Origin of the sequence: Pseudomonas pergaminensis, from assembly GCF_024112395.2 — a bacterium.
Taxonomy (GTDB): Bacteria; Pseudomonadota; Gammaproteobacteria; order Pseudomonadales; family Pseudomonadaceae; genus Aquipseudomonas; species Aquipseudomonas pergaminensis.
Genome location: NZ_CP078013.2, coordinates 2842261 through 2869016 on the forward strand (window position 1 = coordinate 2842261; position 26756 = coordinate 2869016).

16 protein-coding genes are annotated in these 26756 nt (G+C 61.7%); 11 read left to right on the forward strand and 5 right to left on the reverse strand.

Annotation, left to right across the window (positions count from 1 at the left end; translation table 11 throughout):
- Window positions 1-86: 86 nt before the first annotated feature.
- The 7 genes from tpx (at window position 87) to KUA23_RS12970 (ending at window position 13075) form a co-directional block, all read left to right on the forward strand.
- Window positions 87-587: a thiol peroxidase gene (gene tpx, locus KUA23_RS12940; RefSeq protein WP_078048174.1), complete on the forward strand. Its 501-nt coding sequence runs from the start codon at window positions 87-89 to the stop codon at window positions 585-587.
- A gap of 231 nt (window positions 588-818) precedes the next feature.
- A complete protein-coding gene (locus KUA23_RS12945) occupies window positions 819-2123 on the forward strand; it encodes an MdtA/MuxA family multidrug efflux RND transporter periplasmic adaptor subunit (protein ID WP_034104732.1) in 1305 nt (434 codons plus the stop codon).
- Window positions 2120-5221 carry an MdtB/MuxB family multidrug efflux RND transporter permease subunit gene (locus KUA23_RS12950; protein WP_078048176.1) on the forward strand — a complete coding sequence of 1034 codons (3102 nt, stop codon included), beginning with the start codon at window positions 2120-2122 and terminating at the stop codon, window positions 5219-5221. Before KUA23_RS12945 ends, KUA23_RS12950 begins: the two co-directional genes overlap by 4 nt.
- Complete coding sequence (locus KUA23_RS12955) at window positions 5218-8325, forward strand: efflux RND transporter permease subunit (RefSeq protein ID WP_252994073.1); 3108 nt, start codon at window positions 5218-5220, stop codon at window positions 8323-8325. Before KUA23_RS12950 ends, KUA23_RS12955 begins: the two co-directional genes overlap by 4 nt.
- Window positions 8322-9902, forward strand: a complete 1581-nt coding sequence (locus KUA23_RS12960; RefSeq protein ID WP_252994074.1) for an efflux transporter outer membrane subunit — start codon at window positions 8322-8324, stop codon at window positions 9900-9902. Before KUA23_RS12955 ends, KUA23_RS12960 begins: the two co-directional genes overlap by 4 nt.
- Before the next feature lie 275 nt (window positions 9903-10177).
- The gene (locus tag KUA23_RS12965) at window positions 10178-12274 is read left to right on the forward strand and encodes a putative bifunctional diguanylate cyclase/phosphodiesterase (RefSeq protein WP_100490899.1); all 2097 of its coding nucleotides are present in this window, start codon (window positions 10178-10180) and stop codon (window positions 12272-12274) included.
- 54 nt (window positions 12275-12328) lie between these two features.
- Window positions 12329-13075 (forward strand): SDR family oxidoreductase, encoded by a 747-nt coding sequence (locus tag KUA23_RS12970; RefSeq protein WP_078048179.1) that lies wholly within the window; start codon window positions 12329-12331, stop codon window positions 13073-13075.
- 101 nt (window positions 13076-13176) lie between these two features.
- Here the strand turns inward: KUA23_RS12970 and mapR are convergent, their stop codons facing one another.
- From mapR to KUA23_RS12985, 3 genes are all read right to left on the reverse strand, one after another.
- Window positions 13177-14586: a GntR family transcriptional regulator MpaR gene (mapR, locus tag KUA23_RS12975; protein WP_078048180.1), complete on the reverse strand. Its 1410-nt coding sequence runs from the start codon at window positions 14584-14586 to the stop codon at window positions 13177-13179.
- 92 nt (window positions 14587-14678) lie between these two features.
- Window positions 14679-16088, reverse strand: coding sequence for a cytochrome c oxidase accessory protein CcoG (ccoG, locus tag KUA23_RS12980; protein ID WP_252994075.1), 1410 nt, complete (start codon window positions 16086-16088; stop codon window positions 14679-14681).
- 184 nt (window positions 16089-16272) lie between these two features.
- Window positions 16273-16512: a DUF3203 family protein gene (locus KUA23_RS12985; protein WP_078048182.1), complete on the reverse strand. Its 240-nt coding sequence runs from the start codon at window positions 16510-16512 to the stop codon at window positions 16273-16275.
- 121 nt (window positions 16513-16633) lie between these two features.
- Here KUA23_RS12985 and KUA23_RS12990 point away from each other — a divergent pair, with 121 nt between their 5' ends.
- The gene (locus KUA23_RS12990; protein ID WP_252994076.1) at window positions 16634-17122 is read left to right on the forward strand and encodes an MgtC/SapB family protein; all 489 of its coding nucleotides are present in this window, start codon (window positions 16634-16636) and stop codon (window positions 17120-17122) included.
- Window positions 17123-17131: 9 nt separating this feature from the next.
- Here the strand turns inward: KUA23_RS12990 and KUA23_RS12995 are convergent, their stop codons facing one another.
- Window positions 17132-18481 (reverse strand): M10 family metallopeptidase C-terminal domain-containing protein, encoded by a 1350-nt coding sequence (locus KUA23_RS12995; protein ID WP_346356403.1) that lies wholly within the window; start codon window positions 18479-18481, stop codon window positions 17132-17134.
- Window positions 18482-18660: 179 nt separating this feature from the next.
- Window positions 18661-18819, reverse strand: coding sequence for a hypothetical protein (locus KUA23_RS13000; RefSeq protein ID WP_170856115.1), 159 nt, complete (start codon window positions 18817-18819; stop codon window positions 18661-18663).
- Window positions 18820-19024: 205 nt separating this feature from the next.
- Here KUA23_RS13000 and KUA23_RS13005 point away from each other — a divergent pair, with 205 nt between their 5' ends.
- From KUA23_RS13005 to glgB, 3 genes are all read left to right on the forward strand, one after another.
- Window positions 19025-21013: an alpha-1,4-glucan--maltose-1-phosphate maltosyltransferase gene (locus KUA23_RS13005; protein ID WP_099492719.1), complete on the forward strand. Its 1989-nt coding sequence runs from the start codon at window positions 19025-19027 to the stop codon at window positions 21011-21013.
- Window positions 21014-21147: 134 nt separating this feature from the next.
- Window positions 21148-24495 carry a maltose alpha-D-glucosyltransferase gene (treS, locus tag KUA23_RS13010; RefSeq protein ID WP_252994078.1) on the forward strand — a complete coding sequence of 1116 codons (3348 nt, stop codon included), beginning with the start codon at window positions 21148-21150 and terminating at the stop codon, window positions 24493-24495.
- Window positions 24492-26729 carry a 1,4-alpha-glucan branching protein GlgB gene (glgB, locus tag KUA23_RS13015; RefSeq protein WP_252994079.1) on the forward strand — a complete coding sequence of 746 codons (2238 nt, stop codon included), beginning with the start codon at window positions 24492-24494 and terminating at the stop codon, window positions 26727-26729. Before treS ends, glgB begins: the two co-directional genes overlap by 4 nt.
- Window positions 26730-26756 lie beyond the last annotated feature (27 nt).

Here is a 26756-nt window from a genome sequence, read left to right on the forward strand (position 1 = left end):
GTTTGGCGGTAGGTAGCGAACGTACTTTGTGGTTAACTTCGGCCTCTCGAATTCGTTAAACCCAAATCAGCATAAGGATTCCGTTCATGGCTCAAGTCACCCTTCGTGGTAACCCTGTCCAGGTTGAAGGCGAATTGCCGAAAACCGGCACCCAAGCCCCTGATTTCACCCTGACTGCCGGCGATCTGTCGGACGCGACCCTGGCGACCTTCGCAGGCAAGCGCAAAGTGCTGAACATCTTCCCAAGCGTCGACACCCCGACCTGCGCGACCTCGGTCCGCAAGTTCAATGCCCAGGCCAACGAGCTGAACAACGCTGTCGTACTGTGCATCTCCACCGACCTGCCATTCGCCCAAGCCCGTTTCTGTGGCTCCGAAGGTCTGGAAAACGTGAAGAACCTGTCCGACTTCCGTGATTCGGATTTCGCGGTGGACTACGGTGTTTCGATTGCTGATGGCCCGCTCAAAGGCCTGACCGCACGCGCCGTTGTCGTGCTGGACGAAAATGACAATGTGCTGCACAGCGAACTGGTTAGCGAGATCGGCCAAGAGCCGAACTACGAAGCAGCCCTGGCTGTTTTGAAGTAACTGTTTCGGTACGTTACTGTCGTTTTGCAGTAACACGCTTGATGCATGATTGCGGCCTGGCCTAGTCCAGGCCGTTTTTATTTGTCGGTCAGCGGCTTAGCGAAATAGCCGATGAACTAAGGTCAGAAGTTAAAAGTTGTAAGCCCAAGGTAAATAGCCGGTAAAGGCGCTTTTCTTAATGCGCCCCAGTGCTTATCTTTCAGCCTCCCAAAGAAGAAGCTCTCGCGCCCAATGGTTGATCAATCCATGCAATCCTCCCCCCGTAAGTCCCGCCGCTGGCTGTTCGGCCTGCTCGTGCTGCTGGTTATCGCCGGCCTGTGCTGGAAATTCTGGCCCGGCAGCCACAAGGATGGCACTGAGCAGAAGCCCGCCGGGCATGCTGGCAAGTCGGGGATGATGCGCCCGGGCTTTGGTGGCTCCACGGGCCCGGTGCCAGTGCGCGTGGCCCCGGCGGTACTGGGGGAATTCCCGGTGTACTACAAGGCGCTGGGGACAGTGACAGCGCTCAACACCATCAATGTGCGCAGCCGGGTGGGCGGTGAGCTGGTAAAGATCGCCTTTGAAGAAGGCCAGATGGTCAAGGCCGGCGACCTGCTCGCCGAGATCGACCCGCGCAGCTACCAGAACGCCTTGCTCCAGGCCCAGGGCACGCTGATGCAGAACCAGGCCCAGCTGAAGAACGCCCAGGTCGATGTCCAGCGTTATCGCGACCTGTATGCCCAGGACAGTATCGCCAAGCAGACCCTGGACACCGCCGAAGCACTGGTCTTGCAGTACCAGGGCACGGTCAAGACCAATCAGGGCGCGGTGGATGACGCCAAGCTCAACCTTGAATTCACCAAGATCCGCGCGCCGATCAGTGGCCGCGTCGGCCTGCGCCAAGTAGACGTGGGCAACCTGGTGGCAGCCAACGACACCACGTTCCTCGCCGTGATCACCCAGACCCAGCCAATCAGCGTGGCCTTCACCTTGCCGGAGAACACCCTGGAAACCGTGCTCGCCCGCTACCACGCTGGCAACAAGCTGCCCGTGGAAGCCTGGGACCGTGGCGACGTGAAGCAGCAGGCTACCGGCGTGCTGCAGAGCCTGGACAACCAGATCGACGTGACAACCGGTACCCTGAAATTCAAGGCGCGTTTTGATAACAAGGACCAGGCGCTGTTCCCCAACCAGTTCGTCAATGTGCACCTGCTGGCCGACACCCTGCACAACGTGGTGCTGGCGCCGTCGGCGGCGATCCAGTTCGGCAACACCGGCACCTTTGTCTACGTGCTGGACGGCGACAAGAAGGTCAAGGTGCAGCCCCTCGTGGTGGGTGACACCGATGGCGACAACACCGTGATCAAAGAAGGCCTCAAGGCCGGCGACCGCGTGGTGCTGGAAGGCACCGACCGCCTCAAGGACGGCAGCGAGATCGAAGTGGTCAACGACAGCAGCGAAGTACCGACCACCCCGACCGAACACCTGCAAGGCAAGCCTGCGGCTAAAGGGGAGACCGGCACCACCGCCGGCAAGGCGCAAAAGGTCGGTTCATGAACCTGTCGCGGCTGTTTATCCTTCGCCCGGTCGCCACCACGCTGAGCATGCTGGCCATTGTGCTGGCCGGCATCATCGCGTACCGCTTGTTGCCGGTGTCGGCCTTGCCCCAGGTGGATTACCCGACCATCCGGGTAATGACGCTGTACCCCGGCGCCAGCCCGGACGTGATGACCAGTGCGGTCACCGCGCCCCTGGAACGCCAGTTCGGGCAAATGCCCGGCCTCACGCAAATGGCGTCCACCAGCTCCGGCGGTGCGTCGGTGCTGACCCTGCGATTCAACCTCGACATCAATATGGATGTCGCCGAGCAACAGGTGCAGGCCGCGATCAACGCCGCCACCAACCTGTTGCCCAAGGATTTGCCGGCACCGCCGGTGTACAACAAGGTCAACCCGGCCGATACCCCGGTGCTGACCCTGGCGATCACCTCCAAGACCATGCTGCTGCCCAAGCTCAACGACCTGGTCGACACGCGCATGGCGCAGAAAATCGCGCAAATCAGCGGCGTCGGCATGGTCAGCATCGCCGGCGGCCAGCGCCAGGCCGTGCGCATCAAGGTCAACCCCGAGGCCCTGGCGGCCAACGGCCTGAACCTGTCGGACGTGCGCACCCTGATCGCCGCCTCCAACGTCAACCAGCCCAAGGGCAACTTCGACGGCCCCACCCGCGTGTCGATGCTCGACGCTAACGACCAGTTAGTGTCGCCCCAGCAATACGCCGAGTTGATCCTGGCCTACAACAATGGCGCGCCGCTGCGCCTCAAGGACGTGGCACAGATCGTCGACGGCGCCGAAAACGAACGCCTTGCCGCCTGGGCCAATGAAAACCAGGCCGTGCTGCTGAACATCCAGCGCCAGCCGGGGGCCAACGTGATCGAGGTGGTGGACCGCATCAAGGCGCTGTTGCCGAGCATCACCGATAACCTGCCGGCCGGCCTCGACGTGACGGTGCTCACCGACCGCACCCAGACTATCCGCGCCTCGGTGAAAGACGTTCAGCACGAATTGCTCATCGCCATTGCCCTGGTGGTGATGGTGACGTTCCTGTTCCTGCGCCGGGTCAGCGCCACGATTATCCCGTCCATCGCCGTGCCGCTGTCGCTGGTGGGCACCTTTGGCGTGATGTACCTGGCCGGTTTCTCCATCAACAACCTGACGCTGATGGCCCTGACCATCGCCACTGGCTTCGTGGTGGACGACGCCATCGTGATGCTGGAGAACATCTCCCGTTATATCGAGGAAGGCGAGACCCCGTTGGCCGCCGCGCTCAAGGGCGCCAAGCAGATCGGCTTCACCCTGATTTCCCTGACCTTGTCGCTGATCGCGGTACTGATTCCGCTGTTGTTCATGGCCGACGTAGTGGGGCGCCTGTTCCGCGAATTCGCCATCACCCTGGCAGTGGCGATCCTGATTTCCCTGGTGGTGTCCCTGACCCTCACGCCGATGATGTGCGCGCGCTTGCTCAAGCGTGAACCCAAGGAGCAAGAGCAGAGCCGCTTCTACAAGGCCAGTGGCGCCTGGATCGATTGGTTGATCGCACGTTACGGCAGCATGCTGCAGTGGGTGCTCAAGCACCAGCCGCTGACCCTGTTGGTGGCCATCGCTACTCTGGGCCTGACCGTATTCCTCTACCTGGTGGTGCCCAAGGGCTTCTTCCCGGTGCAGGACACCGGCGTGATCCAGGGCATTTCCGAAGCGCCGCAGTCGATTTCCTTCGCGGCCATGAGTCAGCGCCAGCAACAGTTGGCCAAGATCATCCTGGCCGATCCTGCCGTGGAAAGCCTGTCGTCCTATATTGGTGTGGACGGCGACAACGCCACCCTCAACAGCGGGCGCCTGCTGATCAACCTCAAGGCCCACGGCCAGCGCGACCTAAGCGCCGCCCAGGTGATCACCCGCCTGCAACCGGAAATCGACAAGCTGGTGGGCATCCGTCTGTTCATGCAGCCGGTGCAGGACCTGACCATCGAAGACCGCGTCAGCCGCACCCAGTACCAGTTCAGCATGTCGTCGCCGGACGCCGAGCTGTTGGCGCTGTGGAGCGAAAAACTGGTCCACGCGCTGAGCCAGTTGCCCGAACTTACCGACGTCGCCAGCGACCTGCAGGACAAAGGCCTGCAGGTGTACCTGGTGATCGACCGCGATGCCGCCTCGCGCCTGGGCGTCAGCGTATCGACCATCACCGACGCGCTGTATGACGCCTTCGGCCAGCGGCAGATTTCCACCATCTACACCCAGGCCAGCCAGTACCGCGTGGTGTTGCAGGCTCAGTCCGGCGAAACCCTTGGCCCGGAGGCACTGAACCAGATCCACGTGAAGACCACCGACGGCGGCCAGGTGCGCCTGTCCAGCCTGGCCCATGTTGAGCAGCGCCAGGCCCAGTTGGCGATTGCGCATATCGGCCAGTTCCCGGCAGTGATGATGTCATTCAACCTGGCGCCCGGCGTTGCGCTGGGCAAAGGCGTGGAGCTGATCAACCAGACCCAGAAAGACATCGGCATGCCGGTGGGCGTGCAGACCCAGTTCCAGGGCGCGGCCCAGGCGTTCGAAGCGTCGCTGTCGAGCACCTTGCTGCTGATCCTGGCGGCGGTGGTCACCATGTACATCGTGCTCGGCGTGCTCTACGAGAGCTATATCCACCCGATCACCATTCTCTCGACCTTGCCGTCGGCAGCGGTGGGAGCCTTGCTGGCCTTGCTGCTCAGTGGCAATGACCTGGGCATGATCGCGATCATCGGCATCATTCTGCTGATCGGTATCGTCAAGAAGAACGCGATCATGATGATCGACTTCGCCCTCGACGCCGAGCGCAACCAGGGCCTCGACCCGCAGACCGCCATCTACCAGGCGGCGCTGTTGCGGTTCCGGCCGATCCTGATGACCACCCTGGCGGCGTTGTTCGGCGCGGTGCCGTTGATGCTGGCCACCGGTTCCGGCGCGGAATTGCGTCAGCCGCTGGGCCTGGTGATGGTCGGTGGCCTGCTGGTGAGCCAGGTGTTGACGCTGTTCACCACACCGGTGATCTACCTGTATTTCGATCGCCTTGGCCGCCGCTGGCGCAAAGAGCCGCAAAGCCTGGAGCCGGTTGAGTCATGAACCTGTCCGGACCTTTCATTCGCCGGCCGGTCGCGACCATGCTGCTGAGCCTGGCGATCCTCTTGCTGGGCGGTGTCAGCTTCAACCTGCTGCCGGTGTCGCCGCTGCCGCAGATCGACTTCCCGGTGATCGTGGTGTCGGCCAGCTTGCCCGGCGCCAGCCCCGAGGTGATGGCGTCTACCGTGGCCACGCCGCTGGAGCGCTCGTTTGGCGCGATTGCCGGCATCACCACCATGAGCAGTTCGTCGAGCCAGGGCTCGACCCGAGTGATCCTCGCGTTCGATTCCGACCGCGATATCAACGGCGCGGCGCGGGAAGTGCAGGCGGCGATCAACGCCTCGCGCAACCTGTTGCCCAGCGGTATGCGCAGCATGCCCACCTACAAAAAGATCAACCCGTCCCAGGCGCCGATCATGGTGCTGTCGCTGACCTCGGACGTGCTGCAAAAGGGCCAGCTGTACGACCTGGCCTCGACCATTCTGTCGCAAAGCCTCTCGCAAGTGCCCGGTGTGGGCGAGGTGCAGATCGGCGGCAGCTCCCTGCCAGCGGTGCGCATCGAACTGGAACCCAAGGCCCTCGACCAGTACGGCGTGGCCCTCGACGACGTGCGTAACACCATTGCCAACGCCAACCAGCGCCGGCCCAAAGGCTCCCTGGAAGACAGCCAGCGCAACTGGCAGATACAGGCCAATGACCAGTTGGAAAAGGCCAAGGACTACGAGCCGTTACTGATCCGCTACCAGAACGGCGCGGCCCTGCGCCTGGGCGACGTGGCCAAGATCAGTGACGGCGTGGAAGACCGTTACAACAGCGGCTTCTTCAACAATGATTCGGCGGTCTTGCTGGTGATCAACCGCCAGTCCGGCGCCAACATCATCGAGACCGTCCGGCAGATCAAGGCGCAGTTGCCGGCGTTGCAGGCGGTGCTGCCGTCCAGCGTCAAGCTGAGCCTGGCCATGGACCGCTCGCCGGTGATCACCGCGACCTTGCACGAAGCCGAGATGACCCTGCTGATCGCCGTGGGCCTGGTGATCCTGGTGGTGTACCTGTTCCTCGGTAACTTCCGCGCCTCGCTGATCCCGACCCTGGCGGTGCCGGTGTCGCTGGTCGGCACCTTTGCGGTGATGTACCTGTACGGGTTCTCGCTGAACAACTTTTCGCTGATGGCCTTGATCCTGGCCACCGGCCTGGTGGTGGACGATGCCATCGTGGTGCTGGAAAACATCTCCCGGCACATCGACGAAGGCGTGCCCCCGATGAAGGCCGCGTACCTGGGCGCCCAGGAAGTCGGCTTTACCTTGCTGTCGATGAACGTGTCGCTGGTGGCGGTGTTCCTGTCCATCCTGTTCATGGGCGGGATTGTCACCAACCTGTTCCGCGAGTTTTCCATCACCCTGTCGGCCGCGATCATTGTGTCGCTGATTGTCTCGCTGACCCTCACCCCGATGCTCTGCGCGCGTTGGCTCAAGCCCCATGTCAAAACCCAGATGACCGGTCTGCAGCGCTGGAGCCAGAAGATCAACGACCGCATGGTCGCCGGCTACGCCACCAGCCTGGACTGGGTGTTGCGCCATCGTCGGCTGACCCTGCTCAGCCTGTTGCTGACCATCGGCATGAATGTGGCGCTGTACGTGGTGGTGCCAAAGACCTTCATGCCGCAGCAGGACACCGGCCAGTTGATCGGTTTTGTACGCGGTGACGACGGCCTGTCGTTCAGTGTGATGCAGCCGAAGATGGAAACCTTCCGCAAGGCGGTGCTCAAGGACCCGGCGGTGCTCAGCGTGGCCGGTTTTATCGGCGGCAACAACGGCACCAACAACGCGGTGATGCTGGTACGCCTCAAGCCCATCAGTGAGCGCAAGATTTCTGCCCAGGCGGTGATCGAGCGCCTGCGCAAGGACGTGCCGCTCGTACCGGGCGGTCGGCTGTTCCTGATGGCCGACCAGGACCTGCAATTTGGCGGCAGCCGCGACCAGACCAGCGCGCAGTACTCCTACATCCTGCAAAGCGGCGATCTGGCGGCACTGCGCCTGTGGTACCCCAAAGTCGTGGCGGCCTTGCGTGAACTGCCGGAGCTGACCGCCATCGACGCCCGCGAGGGCCGGGGCGCGGCGCAAGTCACGCTGGTGGTCGACCGCGACCAGGCCAAGCGCCTGGGCATCGACATGGACATGGTCACGGCGGTGCTCAACAACGCCTACAGCCAGCGGCAGATTTCGACCATCTACGACAGCCTCAACCAGTACCAGGTGGTGATGGAGGTCAATCCCAAGTACGCCCAGGACCCGATTACCCTCAACCAGATGCAGGTGATCACTGCCGAGGGTGCGCGGGTGCCGTTGTCGACCATCGCTCATTATGAGAACAGCCTGGCCGACGACCGCGTGAGCCACGAAGGCCAGTTCGCTTCGGAAAACATCGCCTTCGACATGGCGCCCGGTGTGACGGTGGAGCAGGGCACGGCCGCCATCGAGCGGGCGATTGCCAAGGTTGGCTTGCCGGAGGACGTGATCGCCAAGATGGCCGGCACCGCCGATGCCTTCGCGGCCACGCAGAAGGGCCAGCCGTTCATGATCCTGGGCGCGCTGGTGGCGGTGTACTTGGTGCTCGGCATCTTGTATGAAAGCTACATTCACCCGCTGACGATCCTCTCGACCCTGCCTTCGGCGGGGGTCGGCGCCATGCTCGCCATCTACCTGACGGGGGGCGAGTTCAGCCTGATCTCCTTGCTGGGCCTGTTCCTGTTGATCGGGGTGGTGAAGAAGAACGCGATCCTGATGATCGACCTGGCGTTGCAGTTGGAGCGCAACGACGGCCTGGGCCCGCTGGAATCGATCCGCAGCGCCTGCCTGTTGCGCTTGCGCCCGATCCTGATGACCACCCTGGCGGCGATCCTCGGCGCCTTGCCGTTGCTGCTGGGCGCGGGCGACGGCGCGGAAATGCGCCGCCCCCTGGGCCTGACGATTATCGGCGGCCTGGTGTTCAGCCAGATCCTGACCCTTTACACCACCCCGGTGGTCTACCTCTATCTCGACCGCGCGCGCCATCGCTTCAACAAATGGCGCGGCGTGCGTACCGATGCTGCCCTGGACACTGCGCTATGACCGATTCAACTCACGCCAATGCACCACGTCCGCGCGATTCAACGACGCCCGGCGTACCGCATTCTCCTGTAGGAGCCGGCTTGCCGGCGATAAACGCCCAGGCACCGCGTACCTCCCGGCTGGGCGCGTTATCGTTGACGACCTTCGCGAGCAAGTTCGCACCTACAGTGGGGTTGGCGTTGTTGCTCAGCGCCTGCGCCGTTGGCCCGGACTACCACCGGCCAGAAGTCATCGAGCCGGCGCAATTCAAGGAAGCCCAGGGCTGGCGCCAGGCCACCCCCAGCGACTCCCTGGCCCGTGGCGCCTGGTGGGAATTATACGGCGACCGCCAACTCAACGACCTGGTAACGCGCCTGAACACCTCCAACCAGACCGTGGCCCAGGCCGAAGCGCGTTTTCGCCAGGCCCAGGCCTTGGTGCGCAGTTCACGCGGGGCGTTTTACCCCACCGTCGACCTGAGCGTCGGGAAAACCCGCGCCAGCCAGGGCACCGGCAGCAGTAACGCCAGCCTCAGCAGTTCCAGCAGCGGTATCCGCGACACCCTCAATGCGCAGTTGGGCGTGAGCTGGGAAGCCGACATCTGGGGCAAGTTGCGCCGAGGCCTCGAAGCCAATGAGGCCAGCGCCGAAGCCAGCTCGGCGGACCTGGCGGCGATGCGCCTGAGCCAACAGTCGGAGTTGGTGCAAAGCTACCTGCAACTGCGCGTCATGGACGAACAGACGCGCTTGCTGCAAGCCACGCTGGAGACCTACCAGCGTTCCCTGCAAATGACCGAAAACCAATACCGTGCCGGGGTTTCCGGCAAGGACGCGGTGGCCCAGGCGCAAACCCAGCTGAAGACCACCCAGGCCAGCCTGATCGACCTGATCTGGCAGCGCGCCCAACTGGAAAACGCGATTGCGGTGTTGATCGGCGAGGCACCGGCCAACTTCAACCTGGCGGTGAGCAAGGACATCCCCGCGTTGCCGCAGATCCCGGTGAGCCTGCCCTCGCAGCTGCTGGAGCGCCGTCCGGACATCGCCTCGGCGGAACGCTCGGTGATCGCTGCCAACGCCAATATCGGCGTGGCGAAGGCTGCCTACTACCCGGACCTGAGCCTGAGCCTGGCCGGGGGTTATTCCAGCAGCACCTACGCCGACTGGATCAGCCTGCCGAACCGCTTCTGGTCGGTGGGGCCGAAGCTGGCCATGACCCTGTTCGATGGCGGCCAGCGCTCGGCGGAAGTCGACCGTACCGTGGCCTCCTATGACGAGACGGTGGCCAAGTACCGCCAGACCGTGCTGGACGGTTTCCGTGAAGTGGAAAACTACATGGTGCAGCTCAAGGTGCTGGAGGACGAGGCGGTGGTCAGCAACGAAGCGCTGGAGGCCGCGCGTGAGTCGCTGCGCCTGACCCAGAACCAGTACAAGGCCGGCCTGATTGCCTACCTGGACGTGGTCACCGTGCAAGCCACGGCGCTGAGCAACGAACGCACCGTATTGACCTTGCTGCAGACGCGCCTGGTGGCGAGCGTGCAACTGATCGCCGCATTGGGCGGCGGCTGGGACGGGCAGACCCCAATCGCCGAAAAGGACTGATGCCCAACGGCCAGGCGCCTGGAGCCGGCTTGCCGGCGATGGCGTCAATTCGGTCGTTCTGAGTACCGAGGCGCCTGTATCGCCGGCAAGCCACGCCTACAGAAAAACCGGAATAGCCGCGCAATCCGCGGCGTTCTTTAGTCGGTAGATTGGCGTCAAAATGCCACTAATGGCGCTCTGATAATTAATCAACTGCGCAAGAATTATTCTCGCTACAATCGCCCGCTTTGCCACCTGGCACGGGCGTCTCAGGCCCGTTGCGCACGAGAAGTCCCATGCTCATCGGTAGTTATTCACCCTCACTGGTCGTGATCTCGCTGTTCGTCGCGATCCTGGCTTCCTACACCGCGCTGGACCTGTCCGGCCGCATCGCCACTGCCAAGGGCCGCGCTGTCTATTTATGGATAACCGGCGGCGCCATGGCGATGGGCGTAGGGGTGTGGTCCATGCACTTCATCGGCATGCTGGCGTTGCGCTTGCCGTTTGCCCTGGGGTTCGACCTGGGTATCACCGCGCTGTCGCTGTTGATCGCAGTGCTGTCCAGCGGCTTTGCCTTGTGGCTGGTGAGCCAGCCACGCTTGCCCGCCTGGCAACTGGCCTTGGGCGCGCTGATCATGGGCACTGGCATTGCGTGCATGCACTACACCGGCATGGCCGCGATGCGCATGACACCCGGTATCGACTACGACCCGACCTTGTTTGGCGCGTCATTGCTGATCGCGGTGGGGGCGTGCGGCGCGGCGCTGTGGATCGCTTTCAACCTGCGTCGCAATACCCCGTACGTGCGTCTGGCACGCGGCGGCGCTGCGGTGGTGATGGGCTTTGCCATCGTCGGCATGCACTACACCGGCATGGCGGCAGCGCGTTTTGCCGATGAAAGTTTCTGCGGTGCGGCGTTGAACGGGCTGAGCGGCAAGGGCCTGGATAACCTGGTGCTGGTGACCACCCTCGCCGTGTTGGCCATCGCTCTGCTGACCTCGCTGCTTGATGCGCGCCTGGAAGCGCGCACGGCGGTGCTCGCCGATTCCCTGACCCAAGCCAACCAGGAACTCACCCACCTGGCGCTGCACGACATGCTGACCGGTCTGCCCAATCGCACGCTGCTCGCTGACCGTATTCAGCAAGCCATGCAAGCGGTGAAAGAGCAGGGCGGCTGTTTCGCACTGATGTTTATCGACCTGGACGGTTTCAAGCCCGTCAACGATGCGTTTGGCCACCATATGGGTGACCAGTTGCTGCGCGAAGTCGGCCAGCGCCTGCGCGAAGATTTGCGCAGTCACGACACCCTGGCGCGCATTGGCGGTGATGAGTTTGTATTGCTGGTGCAACTGACCCAGCCGGATGACGCCCTTGGCCTTGCCGAGCGCCAGGTGGTGCTGATCAACCGCGCGTTCCAGGTGGCCGAACATGAGCTGAAGATCTCCGCCAGTGTCGGTATCGCCATGTTCCCGGGCAATGGCAACAACCCCCAGGAACTGCTGATGAACGCCGACGCCGCGATGTACCACGCCAAGGGCGTGGGCAAGAACGGCTACAGCTTTTTCGATGCGTCGATGAACACCAATGCGCGCAAGCAATTGCAACTGTTGCAAGACCTGCGCAACGCGGTAGAGCAGGAGCAATTCCGCCTGTACTACCAGCCCAAGTTTGACGCGGTCAGCGGGATCCCGGTGGGTGCCGAAGCCCTGCTGCGTTGGGAGCACCCACAACAGGGCGTGCTGCTGCCGGGGATGTTTATCGAGTTGGCGGAAAAGACCGGTCTGATCATTCCCATCGGCGAATGGGTCCTCAACGAAGCATGCCGACAGATGAGCCTGTGGTACGCCCAGGGCTACGAAGACTGGCGCATCGCCGTGAACCTGTCCGCGCTGCAGTTCTGCCACGCCGGGCTGGTCAAGAGTGTGGCTGCAGCGCTGGAGCGTCACCAGTTGCCGGCCAACAGCCTGACCCTGGAGATCACCGAAACCACCGCCATGAGCGATGCCGACGCAAGCATGACGGTATTGCAGCAACTGTCGGACATGGGCGTCGACTTGTCCATCGATGACTTCGGCACCGGGTATTCCAGCCTGATGTACCTCAAGCGCTTGCCGGCCAACGAGCTGAAGATCGACCGAGGCTTCGTGCGCGACCTGGAACACGACAGCGACGACGCGGCCATCGTTTCCGCGATCGTCGCCCTCGGCCAGGCCCTGGGGCTGCGCATTGTCGCCGAAGGTGTGGAAACCGATGTGCAGCAGAGTTTCCTCACGCGGCTGGGGTGTAACTCCTTGCAGGGTTATCTGCTCGGCCATCCGCTGCCGGCGGATGGGTTCATGGCGGATATCCAGCGCGCCGAAGACGCGGTAGCGCCTGACAAAAGCCGTGCGTGACGGTTATTCTTGGATCCAACCCTAAACATCAGGTTGAATCAGGAGACCGCGCGCATGGACAAAGTCCTCATCATCACCGGGGGCAGTCGTGGGATTGGCGCCGAGACGGCATTGCTGGCCGCTCGCCAGGGCTATCGCATCTGCATCAACTACCAGTCCGACGAAGAGGCGGCCCATCGCGTACTGGAACAGGTGCGCGCGCTGGGCGCCCAGGCCATTGCCGTGCGTGCGGACGTGAGCATCGAAGATGAAGTGATCACGCTGTTCAACCGTGTGGACGCCGAGTTGGGCCGTGTCACGGCACTGGTCAACAATGCGGGCACGGTAGGGCAAAAGTCCCGCGTTGATGAGATGTCCGAGTTCCGCATCCTTAAAGTCATGAAGACCAATGTGCTCGGGCCGATCCTATGCGCCAAGCACGCTGTGCTGCGCATGTCGCCCAAGCATGGCGGGCAGGGCGGCAGCATCGTCAATGTGTCTTCGGTGGCCGCGCGCCTGGGGTCGCCGGGCGAGTACGTCGACTATGCCGCGTCCAAGGGGGCGCTCGATACGTTCACCCTGGGTTTGTCCAAAGAAGTCGCCGGTGAAGGCATTCGCGTCAATGCGGTGCGGCCTGGCTACATCTTCACCGACTTCCATGCCCTGAGCGGCGACCCGGACCGGGTCAGCAAGCTCGAGTCCGGCATCCCCATGGCCAGGGGCGGGCGTCCGGATGAAGTGGCGGAAGCGATTATCTGGTTGCTCTCGGATAAGGCGTCGTATGCCACCGGGACGTTTCTGGACCTTGGGGGCGGTCGTTGACCGACTGACGCCATCGCGGGCAAGCCCGACTCCCACATGGAAGGCGTACCCTGTGGGAGCCGGGCTTGCCCGCGATGGCGCCAGTGCAGGCGACCCTTGGCTCAAAACGAACGCACAATCCGCCCCAACGTCTCCATGGCCTTTTCCGACGCCTCGGTCCACGGGCTGCCGTAGTTCAAGCGAATGCAGTTGCGAAAGCGCTGGGTCGCCGAGAAGATCGGCCCCGGCGCAATGCTGATGCCTTGTGCCAAGGCCATCTGGAACAGCTTCAATGAATCCGTCTGCTCCGGCAGTTCCAGCCACAGGAAGTACCCGCCGGCCGGTTGGCTCACCCGCGTCTGTGCCGGGAAGTAGCGCGCGATGGCGGCCAGCATGGCGCTTTGCTGTTCTTCCAGGGCATAGCGCAATTTGCGCAGGTGCCGGTCATAGCCGCCGTGCTGCAGGTAATCGGCGATCGCTGCCTGGGCCGGCATGGACGGGCACAGCGAGGTCATTAATTTCAGGCGTTCGACCTTCTGCGCAAAACGCCCGGCCGCGACCCAGCCCACGCGGTAGCCGGGGGCGAGGCTCTTGGCGAAGGAGCCGCAATGCATCACCAGACCCTCGGTGTCGAAGGCCTTGGCCGGCTTGGGTGCCTGTTGGCCGTAGTACAGCTCGGCGTACACGTCGTCTTCGATCAGTGGCACCTGATGGCCACGTAGCAGTTCTACCAGCGCCTGTTTCTTGGCTTCCGGCAGGGTCGCGCCCATCGGGTTCTGGAAGCTGGTCATGGTCCAGCAGGCTTTGATCGGGTAGCGCTCCAGGGTTTGCGCCAGGGCATTGAGGTCGATGCCGTCGCGCGGGTGCACGGGGATTTCCACGGCCTTGAGCTTCAGGCGTTCCAGTACTTGCAGGCAGGCATAGAACGCCGGCGCCTCGATGGCCACCAGGTCACCCGGCTCGGTGACGGCTTGCAGGCACAGGTTCAAGGCCTCCAGGGCGCCATTGGTGATCAGCAGTTCCTCCATGGGCAACATCAGCCCGCCGACCATGTAGCGCAGGGCGATTTGCCGACGCAGTTGCGGGTTGCCCGGCGACATGTCGGTGACCACCAGGCGCGGGTCCATCTCTCGGCTGGCGCTGGCCAGGGAGCGCGCCAGGCGAGGCAGCGGGAACAACATGGGACTGGGGAATGCCGAACCGAAGGGCACGGTGTTGGGGTCCTTGATCGAGTCGAGCACCGAGAACACCAGTTCGCTGACATCCACCTCGGTGGACTCATGCACCTGTTCGCTCACCACCGGCTCGGAAAACGGGCTGGGCGCATGGGTGTTGACGAAGTAGCCGGAGCGCGGCCGCGCACGGATCAGGCCACGGCGCTCCAGCAGGTAGTAGGCCTGGAATACCGTGGACGGGCTGACGCCGTAAGTCTGGCTGGCATAGCGCACCGAGGGCACCCGCTGGCCGGGGCCGAGGACGCCGGTGCGGATCAGTTCTGCGATGTCATCGGCGAATTTTTCGTAGCGTTTCATGGGGGCCTTAACAGTTTTTCAGACTTGGCAGCGATTAAAATGTGGGAGCAAGCCCGCTCCCACATTTGGATCTCCACATATTCAGACAGATTTCAGCGGTTCAGCGGCGCCACGAAGCGGCTATCGGCGGCGCTGTAGATCCATGGCTCGCGCACATCCGAGACCTTGAAGCGTAGGGTCTGCGAAGTGCTCACCGGTTTATCCGCCAGCAGCGCCACCGACACCGGCACGTCGCTGATTTCTCCCGGCGCCAGGCTGATCTCGGTCTTGCCTTGCAACTGGAAGCCATCGGCGTCGACCAGCTCCAGGCGATAGTCCTGGCGTTGCTGGGTCTTGTTGATCACCTTGAGGCTGTAGATGTTTTCGATCTGGCCCTGGGCGTTCTCGCGGAACATGCCACGGTCCTTGGTCACGTCCAGCGACACCATTGGCCGTTCCACCAAGGCCACCACCAGGGCCGCGATCATCACCAACAGCACTGCACTGTAGCCGATCAGACGCGGCCGTAGCAGGTGAGTCTTGCCGCCTTGCAGTTGATGTTCGCTGGTGTAGCTCACCAACCCACGCGGGTAGCCCATTTTGTCCATGATCGAATCGCAAGCGTCGATGCACGCCGCGCAGCCGATGCACTCCATTTGCAGGCCGTCGCGGATGTCGATACCGGTGGGGCACACCTGTACGCACAACTGGCAGTCAATGCAATCGCCCAGGCCGACGTCGGCGGGGTTGACCTCACGTTTGCGCGGGCCACGGTGTTCGCCGCGGGCCACGTCGTAGGAAATGGTCAGGGTGTCCTTGTCGAACATCACGCTCTGGAACCGCGCATAGGGGCACATGTGCATGCACACCGCTTCGCGCAACCAGCCGGCATTGATGTAGGTGGCGCCGGTGAAGAACAGCATCCAGAACAGGCTGACGCCGCCCATTTGCCAGGTCAGCAACTCGGCGGCCAGGGGGCGGATCGGCGTGAAGTAGCCGACAAAGGTCAGCCCGGTCAGCACGCTGATACCCAACCACAGCGTGTGCTTGGCCGAGCGCCGCGCCACTTTGTTCAGGCTCCAGGGCGCCGCTTGCAGTTTGATGCGCTGGTTGCGCTCGCCCTCGGTGACCTTCTCGCACCACATGAACAGCCAGGTAAACGAGCTTTGCGGGCAGGTGTAGCCGCACCACACGCGACCGGCAAACACCGTGATTGCAAACAGGCCGAACGCGCAAATGATCAGCAGCGCTGACAGCAGGATGAAGTCCTGGGGCCAAAACGTGGCACCAAAGATGTGGAATTTGCTTTCAGCCAGGTCCCACAGCACTGCTTGCCGACCGCCCCAGTTCAGCCACACGGTGCCGAAAAACGCCAGGAACAGAAAGCCTGCACCGCCCACGCGCAAGGTGCGGAACAGGCCGGTGAAACTGCGGGTATGAATCAGGTTGTCGCTGGATTTGGCCTTCACCTTCTTTGGGTGTATGGGCTCAAAGGTGTCCACGGTTGGGATTCTTTCGCTCATGGTCGTTCGCTCATCAGCCTCCATCAGGCGCATGAACTATGCGCGTGGGGCTGTTTGCATAACAGACTCAGGTATGGCGATAAAAAGCGGATCAGATGGCGTGCGGGCGGGGCGCTGCGACAATGTGCTGCACCCCGTGGCTATTGAGGTGCAGTGTTATTCCGGGCGTGCTGATACAGATCAATCAAATCAGCGAACCAGGTTCTTCGGCCTTTACATGCTGGCGCCCATCATGGGCCCCGGCAACGGTCAGGGCGTCGGCCTCGGTTTCAGTGATATAGATGCGCTCGGCCGCCAATTCCACATACGACATGGATTTGTCGGTGTCGGTCACGATATTGACCCGGGTCGCAGGCACGCTCTGTTCCTGCCCGTTGTCGTCGAGCATGAAGTAGCACAGCTGGTTTTCGATACGAATGGGCATGCCGTTCTCCTTATCTGTGAGCTATGTAAGGTTAGGGCGTACCGATGTGTAGGGGTTCCAGGCAACTGACTGGCGGTCGCCGCTGTCAATCCTTTACCAACAATGATAAAGGACGGCATCCATGGACGCCTGGTGGCATGAAGTGTTGCAAACCCTGCAGGCTGAGTTTGCCGATATCGGCGACGCCAGGCAGCTCACCCAGATCACGGTGCGCTTGCTGATCGCCGCGATCCTGGGCGGCATCCTCGGGTTTGAACGCGAGAGCAAGGGCAAGGCAGCAGGGGTGCGCACTCATATGCTGGTGGCGTTGGGCGCCGCGCTGTTTGTGATGGTGCCGCAGATGTCTGGTAACCAGGCGGACGCCATGAGCCGGGTGGTGCAAGGCGTGATTGCCGGGATCGGTTTCCTGGGCGCCGGCACCATCATCAAAGGCAAGGACGACGAAGAAGGCCATGTCAAAGGCCTGACCACCGCCGCCGGCTTGTGGATGACCGCTGCGATTGGGGTCTCGGCCGGGTTGGGCCGGGAATCGACAGCGGTACTGAGTACGTTGCTGGCCTTGGCGGTGTTCAGTGTGATGCCAAAGATCGTACGGGCGTTGGAGAAGTAGCGTTCAGTTCTACTGCACAATATCACTCGGTTTCAGGCGCCCATGGACTTCAATTTCCAACCCTGGACCTTCTCCATCAAAGACCCGCAGCGTGCTGATATTTTCTTGTGGGTCATAGGAAATGCTGGCGTCGCCGGCCTCCATCACCCCATCGTCAGCGTCGACGAATCGCAAGGGTTCAGGACCGATTTTACTGCGTACACCCGACACATCGATTCTGTCCTTGCCGCTCTCGAAGTCCATGATCTTGTCAGTGCCATCAAGGCTATTTGACTCAGTCGAGCTACCGTAGACAAAAGTATCGGCACCGTTTCCACCCCACAGCTTATCTGCGCCGTTGCCGCCATAAATAACGTCTCTGCCGTCGCCACCCTTAAGCTCGTTATTAGCGTCATTGCCTATCATCAGGTCATTGCCTTCGCCACCTATCGCATTTTCGATAATGGTGCCGTGGGCGATAGAGACGTTTCTATCGCGGCCATCGACATTGCTGAAAGTGCCGGGGACCAGGCTGATTTTTTGGCTGTTCTTGTAGCCGGAAAGATCCAGTGTGTCGTTACCACCACCATCCCAAATGGATGCCCTTAGCTCATCTTTATCGCTCTTGAGCCTAAGGTAAGCTCGATCCGCATTCGAGTTGAAACCATAGGTGGTATCACCTTTGCGTGTTTCATAGTTGGCACCATATTGCCGTTGAGCGGCAGTGATATCGTCCAGCTGCGGACCTGCGGGTGGGGAACCATGGTGTCGGTAGCTCATGATGCTATGGGTCTTTCTATCTTCGGCATAACCCCATTTACCCGCGTTGTGCTTAGCGTTGTAGTCACCTGGATGGTCCAGCCCCAGCGAATGACCGATCTCGTGGGTCATGGTGGCCAAGCCATGACGAGGGGATTTGAACGTGCTGGCAGGCGTATAGAGGGTGGTACTGCGTGGGTCCTGGGGGGAGCGTGTAACGTTCGGGTCTATATGGGAGGATCGACCTTTTAGATCTGTATAGGTCTCAGCATTTTTTAAGTGAATGTGTCCTTCGCTGTGCTGGTCGAATGGCCGCTCGACGAACTTTACGTTGGCCACATCTTCCCAGGACGTCATCGCTTCGCGGGTGATTTTTTTCTGCCGGTCCGTTATTGGCGAGAAACCGTGGTGTCCTGGTTTATTTTTATCTTTTTCAGGGCCAGGGGTGGGGTAAGAATAGGAAACATCGGTTTTCCCGTCGCCATTCACGTCATGCCAGCCGGTTTTTGACCTTAGAAGCTGCGTAGATGCTTCGTGAGTGGTCTTGGAGGGAAGCCCATCGGCTGTTTTGCCTCCTCCGCGATCATCTCGGTGTTTGAACTGCTCGACTTGTTGGTACATGTTGCTGCCGTGGGGTGTAGATCTGCTGACCGACATAATTGCGCTCGTGTAGTCAAGGTTGCCAGGCACACGAGATTATTAACGTCGAGTTCGCGACGCCCTAAGCACTTTCTTCATGTATCGAAGGAAGTCTTACTTCGTGGTTGTAGGACGTCGCTGCACCCTGCGCCAGCGGAGCGTTACACGATCACGGGCGGCATAGTTGTCGGCGGCTCCTCCACGGGAGGCGGCTGGTGTTCCGGCGGTTCCTTTTCCGGAATCGGCTCCGGTTCGGTGGGCGGCAGGGTGGGGTTGTCGATATTCGGGTCCGGTGTTTCAGCCGGGATCGGGATATTCATCAGTGTGGCCTCCTTTGTGCTTTGCTCTATCGGTGGACAGTCGCGTGGGCAAATTGATTCCCCGCCCAATGGCGGCATATCCACCTGAACTTTTGTCGACGGCACAGGCTCGGACCTATTACGGCCATGCTCAGGAAGAATGCGGCTGCCTGAAGAATCCGGATCAAGCAAAGAGCGTCCACAGGGCGTAAGGGGAAGATGCTCGATGACTGCTGAAACACAGGTTCCAGACACCTCCATATTGCCGCTGTCCCAGGCGCTGTTGCTGCCCAGGATCGCGATCGAAAGCACTACCCCCGTGATCGACGGCGGCGAATTCGCCGTCAAGGCCGTGGTTGGCCAACGGGTGAATGTCACCAGCAAAGTGTTCGCCGACGGCCATGACAAGCTCGCCGTGCTGATCCGCTGGCGCCCGCTGCAGGACGAAAGCTGGCACAGCGTGGTGATGACCGATGTGGGCAACAATGGCTGGGAGGGTGCGTTTACCGTCACCCAGCAAGGCCCCCACGAATACTGCATCGAAGCCTGGATCGATACCTTCGCCAGCTTCTGCTACGAACTGCGCAAAAAACATGAGGCCGGCGTGCCGGTCAGCCTGGAACTGCAGGAAGGCCGCAGCCTGGTGCTGCAGGCCGCCGAGCGCAGTGACAATGAACTGCGCGATCGCCTGATGCTGCTGCACCACGAACTGTCCGGCCTGCTGGAAACCGAGCAGGTCGCGCTGTTCATGCACGAAGACAGTGCACACTTGATGACCCAGGCCGATCATCGCGCTTATCTAAGCATCAGCACGGTGTACCCCATCGATGTGGAGCGCGAAGCGGCGCTGTTTGCCAGTTGGTACGAGCTGTTCCCGCGCTCGATCACCGACGATCCCGCGCGCCACGGCACCTTTAATGACGTGCACTCGCGCCTGTCGATGATCCATGACATGGGCTTTGACGTGCTGTACTTCCCACCGATCCATCCGATCGGCCGCAGCCACCGCAAAGGCAAGAACAACTCGCTGACCGCCGGGCCCGATGATCCAGGCAGCCCCTACGCGATTGGCAGCGAAGAGGGCGGGCATGAGGCCATCCACCCGCAGTTGGGCAGCCGCGATGACTTTCGGCGCCTGGTGCAGGCCGCCGCCGAGCATGGCCTGGAAATCGCCCTGGATTTTGCCATCCAGTGTTCTCAAGACCACCCGTGGCTCAAGGAGCATCCAGGCTGGTTCAACTGGCGTCCGGACGGCACGATTAAGTACGCGGAAAACCCGCCGAAGAAGTATCAGGACATCGTTAACGTCGACTTTTACGCGGCGGACGCCATTCCGGGCCTGTGGACCGAGCTGCGCGATATCGTGGTGGGCTGGGTGGAAGAGGGCGTGAAAACCTTTCGTGTCGACAACCCCCACACCAAGCCGCTGCCGTTCTGGCAATGGCTGATCAGCGATGTGCGCGCCAAGTACCCCGACGTGATATTCCTCGCCGAGGCATTCACCACGCCGGCGATGATGGCGCGCTTGGGCAAGGTCGGCTATTCCCAGAGCTACACCTATTTCACTTGGCGCAATACCAAGGCCGAGCTGAGCGAATACCTGACGCAACTGAACCAATCGCCGTGGCGCGAATGCTACCGGCCGAACTTTTTCGTCAATACGCCGGATATCAATCCGCCGTTTTTGCATGAATCCGGCCGTCCGGGCTTTCTGATCCGCGCCGCGCTGGCGACCATGGGCTCAGGCCTGTGGGGCATGTATTCAGGGTTCGAGTTGTGCGAAGCGGCGCCGGTGCCGGGCAAAGAGGAATACCTGGACTCGGAGAAGTACGAGATCCGCCCTCGGGACTTCACCGCGCCGGGCAATATCATTGCCGAGATCGCCCAGCTCAACCGCATTCGCCGGCAAAACCCGGCGTTGCAGACGCACCTGGGGCTCACCCTCTATAACGCCTGGAACGACAACATCCTGTATTTCGGCAAGCGCAGCGAGGATGGCAGCAACTTCATCCTGGTTGCAGTGAACCTTGATCCCTTCAATGCCCAAGAAGCCCATTTCGAGCTGCCACTGTGGGAGTTGGGCCTGCCGGACGACGCCGAGACCCAGGGCGAAGACTTGATGAACGGCCATCGCTGGACCTGGTATGGCAAAAGCCAGTGGACGCGGCTGGAGCCGCAGATGCCGTTTGGGATCTGGCGTATCACCACTTCTTGAAACCGGACCTGTAGGAGCCGGCTTGCCGGCGATAAGGCCCCTGGCATCGCTGCATGGCTCAAGTACGCCATTGCCGGCAAGCCGGCTCCTACAGTGACCGCGTTTCTCCCGTTCGAATTTTCCCGGAGTTTCCAATGGCGAAGAAACCCAACGCTGCCACGTTCATCAAAGACCCGCTCTGGTACAAGGACGCGGTGATCTATCAAGTCCACGTCAAATCCTATTTCGACTCCAACAACGACGGCATCGGTGACTTCCCTGGCCTGATCGCCAAGCTCGACTACATCGCCGACCTGGGTGTGAACACCATCTGGTTGCTGCCGTTCTACCCCTCGCCCCGCCGCGACGATGGCTATGACATCGCCGAATACCGTGGCGTGCACAGCGACTACGGGACCATGGCCGACGCCAAGCGCTTCATCGCCGAGGCGCACAAGCGCGGGCTGCGGGTGATCACCGAATTGGTGATCAACCACACCTCCGACCAGCACCCCTGGTTCCAACGGGCGCGCAAGGCCAAGCCCGGCTCGGCGGCGCGGGACTTCTACGTGTGGTCGGATGACGACCAGAAATACGACGGCACCCGCATCATCTTCCTCGACACCGAGAAGTCCAACTGGACCTGGGACCCGGTCGCCGGCCAATATTTCTGGCACCGTTTCTACGCTCACCAGCCCGATCTCAATTTCGACAACCCGCAGGTAATGAAAGCCGTGCTGTCGGTGATGCGTTACTGGCTGGACATGGGCATCGACGGCCTGCGCCTGGACGCCATCCCGTATCTGATCGAGCGTGATGGCACCAATAACGAAAACCTGCCTGAGACCCACGACGTGCTCAAGCAGATCCGTGCCGAGATCGACGCCCATTACCCCGACCGCATGCTGCTGGCCGAAGCCAACCAGTGGCCGGAAGACACCCAGTTATATTTCGGTGACAAAAAGGGCGACGACGGCGATGAATGCCACATGGCCTTCCACTTTCCGCTGATGCCGCGCATGTACATGGCCCTGGCCCAGGAAGATCGCTTCCCGATCACCGACATCCTGCGCCAGACCCCGGAGATTCCCGCCAATTGCCAATGGGCGATTTTCCTGCGCAACCACGATGAACTGACCCTGGAAATGGTCACCGACAAAGAACGCGACTACCTGTGGAACTACTACGCCGCCGACCGGCGCGCGCGCATCAATCTCGGCATTCGCCGCCGCCTGGCGCCGCTGATGGAGCGTGATCGCCGGCGTGTCGAGTTGCTCAACAGCCTGCTCTTGTCGATGCCTGGCACGCCGACCCTGTATTACGGTGATGAAATCGGCATGGGCGATAACATCTACCTCGGTGACCGCGACGGCGTGCGTACGCCGATGCAGTGGTCCATCGACCGCAACGGCGGCTTCTCCCGCGCTGACCCGGCCAGCCTGGTGTTGCCGCCGATCATGGACCCGCAATACGGCTACCAGTCGGTGAATGTCGAGACCCAGGCCCAGGACCCGCATTCGTTGCTGAACTGGACCCGGCGCATGCTCGCAGTGCGCAAGCAATCCAAGGCATTTGGGCGCGGCAGCCTGAAAATGCTCTCGCCGAGCAACCGCCGCATCCTGGCCTACACCCGTGAGTTCACCGGTGAAGACGGGCGCAACGAGATCATCCTCTGCGTCGCCAACGTGTCGCGCAGCGCCCAGGCTGCCGAGCTGGACCTGTCGGCGTTTGCCGGCATGGTGCCGGTGGAGATGCTCGGCGGGAATGCCTTCCCGCCCATCGGCCAGCTGAATTTCCTGCTGACCCTTGCGCCTTACGGTTTTTATTGGTTCGTGCTCGCCCCGGAAAACCAGATGCCCAGCTGGCATGTGGAACCGGCCCAGAGCATGCCGGACTTCACCACCCTGGTATTGAAAAAGCGCATGGAAGAATTGCTCGAAGAACCTTGCCGCGCCTCCCTGGAACAGACCGCACTGCCGGCCTGGCTGCCCAAGCGCCGCTGGTTCGCGGGCAAGGACACGGCCATCGACAGTGTGCGCATCGCCTACGGTGTGCGCTTTGGCGACCCGCAGCACCCGGTCTTGCTCAGCGAACTGGAAGTGACAGCCGGTGGCCAGGTCAGCCGTTATCAGTTGCCGTTTGGCTTTCTCGGTGAAGACCAGTTCACCAGCGCCTTGCCGCAGCAATTGGCCCTGGCCCGTGTACGCCGAGTGCGTCAGGTGGGGTTGGTAACCGATGCCTTCAGCCTCGAACACTTTATCCGCGCCGTCATCCAGGGTTTGCAGGCGGGTACCGTGCTCAACACCAACGAAGGCGAACTGCGCTTTGCCGCCACGCCGCACCTGGCCAAGCTGCAACTGACGGATGAGTCCGAAGTGCGCTACCTGTCGGCCGAGCAGTCCAACAGCTCGGTGGTGGTGGGCGAGAGCCTGGTGCTCAAGCTGATCCGCAAAGTCGCCTCCGGCGTGCACCCGGAACTGGAAATGAGCGCCTACCTGACCGAAGCCGGCTACCCGAATATCTCGCCGTTGCTGGGCTCGATGATTCGCCACGACGCTGGAGGCCAGGACAACCTGCTGATGATTGCCCAAGGCTATTTGAGCAACCAGGGCGACGCTTGGGGCTGGACCCAAAACAACCTGGAACGCGCGATTCGCGACGAACTGGCCGAAGCCATGTCCGAACAGGAGCAGCACTACAACGCCTTGGGCGAGCTGGCGGATTTTGCCGGGTTGCTCGGCCAACGCCTGGGTGAAATGCACCTGGTACTCGGCGCGAAAACCACCAACAAGGACTTCAAGCCCGAAGCCACCACGGCCAAGGACACCCAGGCCTGGGCCAAGGATGTCGGCGCGCAGCTGGACCGCGCGTTGCAACTGCTCAAACTTCATCAAAGCCAGTTGAACCCCTCGGATCAAGCGCTGGTCAGTGAATTGCTGGCGCAGAAAAAAGCCATCGCCAGCCATGTGCAGGCCTTGGCGAAAGCCACGGCCGGCGGGTTGCGTATTCGGGTCCACGGTGATTTGCACCTGGGCCAGGTGCTGGTGGTGAAGGGCGATGCCTACCTGATCGACTTTGAAGGTGAGCCGGCGCGCCCACTGCACGAACGACGCGGCAAGCACAGCCCGTATAAAGATGTGAGCGGCGTGTTGCGCTCCTTCGACTACGCGGCAGCCATGGCTTTGAATGTACAAGGGGTGGACCATTCGCCCGAAGCGGACCAGGCGCGCAAACGCGTGACTGACCGTTACCTCAAAGAAGCACGCCAGGCCTTTATCCAGGCTTATCAGTCCGCTACGTCTACACTGGCGCATGACTGGCAGGATGCCAAAGGCCAGGACGCAGCGCTGACGTTGTTCAGCCTGGAGAAGGCCGCGTATGAAGTGGCCTACGAAGCGGAAAACCGCCCGACCTGGTTGCCGGTGCCCCTGCAAGGGTTGCACGGACTGTTGAGCGGGCTTGCACCTATATCGAAAACTGCACGCGGTGGGGAGACGTCATGAGCTTTACAAATAAAGAACCGCTGCAACCGAAGTTGACTGCATTGCCGGCGTCCAAGGACGTCGAAGCGCTGGTACGCGCCGAGCACCACGACCCGTTCTCGATTCTCGGGCCGCACGATGATGATCACGGCGGTCAGTTTATCCGCGCGTTCCTGCCGGAGGCCTTGAGCGTCCAGGTGCTGGCGCGCGACAGCGGCGAGCCGATCGGCAGCCTGGACGCGAGCCAGGTCCCGGGGTTGTTTGTCGGGCAGTTCAAGACCCGGCAGCCGTACCTGTTGAAAATCCAGTGGGCCGGCGGTGAACAGATCACCGAAGACCCTTACAGCTTCCAGCAACTGTTGCTGGGGGAAATGGACCTGTACCTGTTCGCCGAAGGCAATCACCGCGACCTCAGCAGTTGCCTGGGGGCCCAGGTGACCCGTGTCGATGGCATCGAGGGTGTGCGTTTCGCCGTGTGGGCACCGAATGCGCGGCGCGTGTCGGTGGTGGGCGACTTCAATATCTGGGACGGTCGCCGTCACCCGATGCGCCTGCGCCATCCATCCGGCGTGTGGGAGATCTTTATCCCACGTCTGCAGCCGGGTGCGGCCTACAAGTACGAGATTCTCGGCGCCAACGGGATCCTGCCGCTCAAGGCCGACCCGATGGCCCTGGCCACCCAGCTGCCGCCAGACACCGCGTCCAAGGTTGCCCAGCCATTGCAGGTGGACTGGCAAGACCAGGCGTGGATGCAATCGCGGGTCGACAAGCAAAAGACCACGGCGCCGCTGTCGATCTACGAGCTGCACGTGGGCTCCTGGCAATGCGAGTTGGACGAGGCGGGCGAGGTGGCCCGCCAGTACAACTGGCGTGAACTGGCCGAGCGCCTGATTCCCTATGTGCAGCAACTGGGTTTCACCCACATCGAGCTGATGCCGATCATGGAACATCCGTTCGGCGGCTCCTGGGGCTATCAGGCACTGTCGCAATTCGCGCCGACGGCGCGGTTTGGTTCGCCGGAAGATTTCGCCTATTTCGTCAATGCCCTGCACCAGGCGGATATCGGCGTGATCCTCGACTGGGTACCGGCGCATTTCCCCACCGATACCCACGGCCTGGCGCAATTCGACGGCACTGCGCTGTACGAATACGCCAACCCGCTGGAAGGGTTTCATCAGGATTGGGACACGCTGATCTACAACCTGGGCCGCACCGAAGTGCACGGCTTCATGCTCGCCTCGGCGCTGCATTGGCTTAAACACTTCCACATCGACGGATTGCGCGTGGATGCCGTGGCCTCGATGCTCTATCGCGATTATTCGCGCAAGGCCGGCGAATGGGTGCCCAACCGCCATGGCGGCCGCGAGAACCTGGAGGCCATCGACTTTCTGCGCCATTTGAACGACGTGGTGGCTCTGGAAGCCCCCGGCGCGTTGGTGATCGCCGAAGAATCCACGGCCTGGCCAGGCGTGAGCCAGCCGACCCAACAGGGCGGCCTGGGCTTCAACTACAAATGGAACATGGGCTGGATGCACGATTCCCTGCATTACATCCAGCAGGACCCGGTCTACCGCGCCCACCATCACAACGAACTGAGCTTTGGCCTGGTGTATGCCTGGTCCGAACGTTTCATCCTGCCCATCTCCCACGACGAAGTGGTGCACGGCAAGCACTCGCTGATCGACAAGATGCCCGGCGACCGCTGGCAGAAGTTTGCCAACTTGCGCGCCTACCTGGCGTTCATGTGGATGCACCCTGGCAAGAAACTGCTGTTCATGGGCTGCGAATTTGGCCAATGGCGCGAGTGGAACCACGACCAGCAACTGGACTGGTACCTGCTGCAGTACGCCGAACACAAAGGCGTGCAGAAGTTGGTGGGCGACTTGAATCGCTTGTACCGCGAAGAGCCGGCCCTGCACGAGCTGGACGATGCGCCCCAGGGCTTCCAGTGGCTGATCGGCGACGATGCGATCAACAGCGTCTATGCCTGGCTGCGCTGGAGCAAGGATGGCAAGCCTGTGCTGGTGGTGGCCAACTTCACCCCGGTGCCGCGTGAGGGTTACGCCGTCGGCGTGCCGTTTGGTGGGCGTTGGAGTGAAGTGATCAACAGCGACGCGGATATGTACGCAGGATCCAATTACGGCAATGGGGGCGAGGTGTTTACCCAGGATGAACCCAAGCATGGACAGCCGGTGTCACTGTCGTTGAATCTGCCGCCACTGGGCGTGCTGATTCTGCGGCCGGAATCGCTTTAAAGGCTCTACCGTGCTGGATTCTGTTGT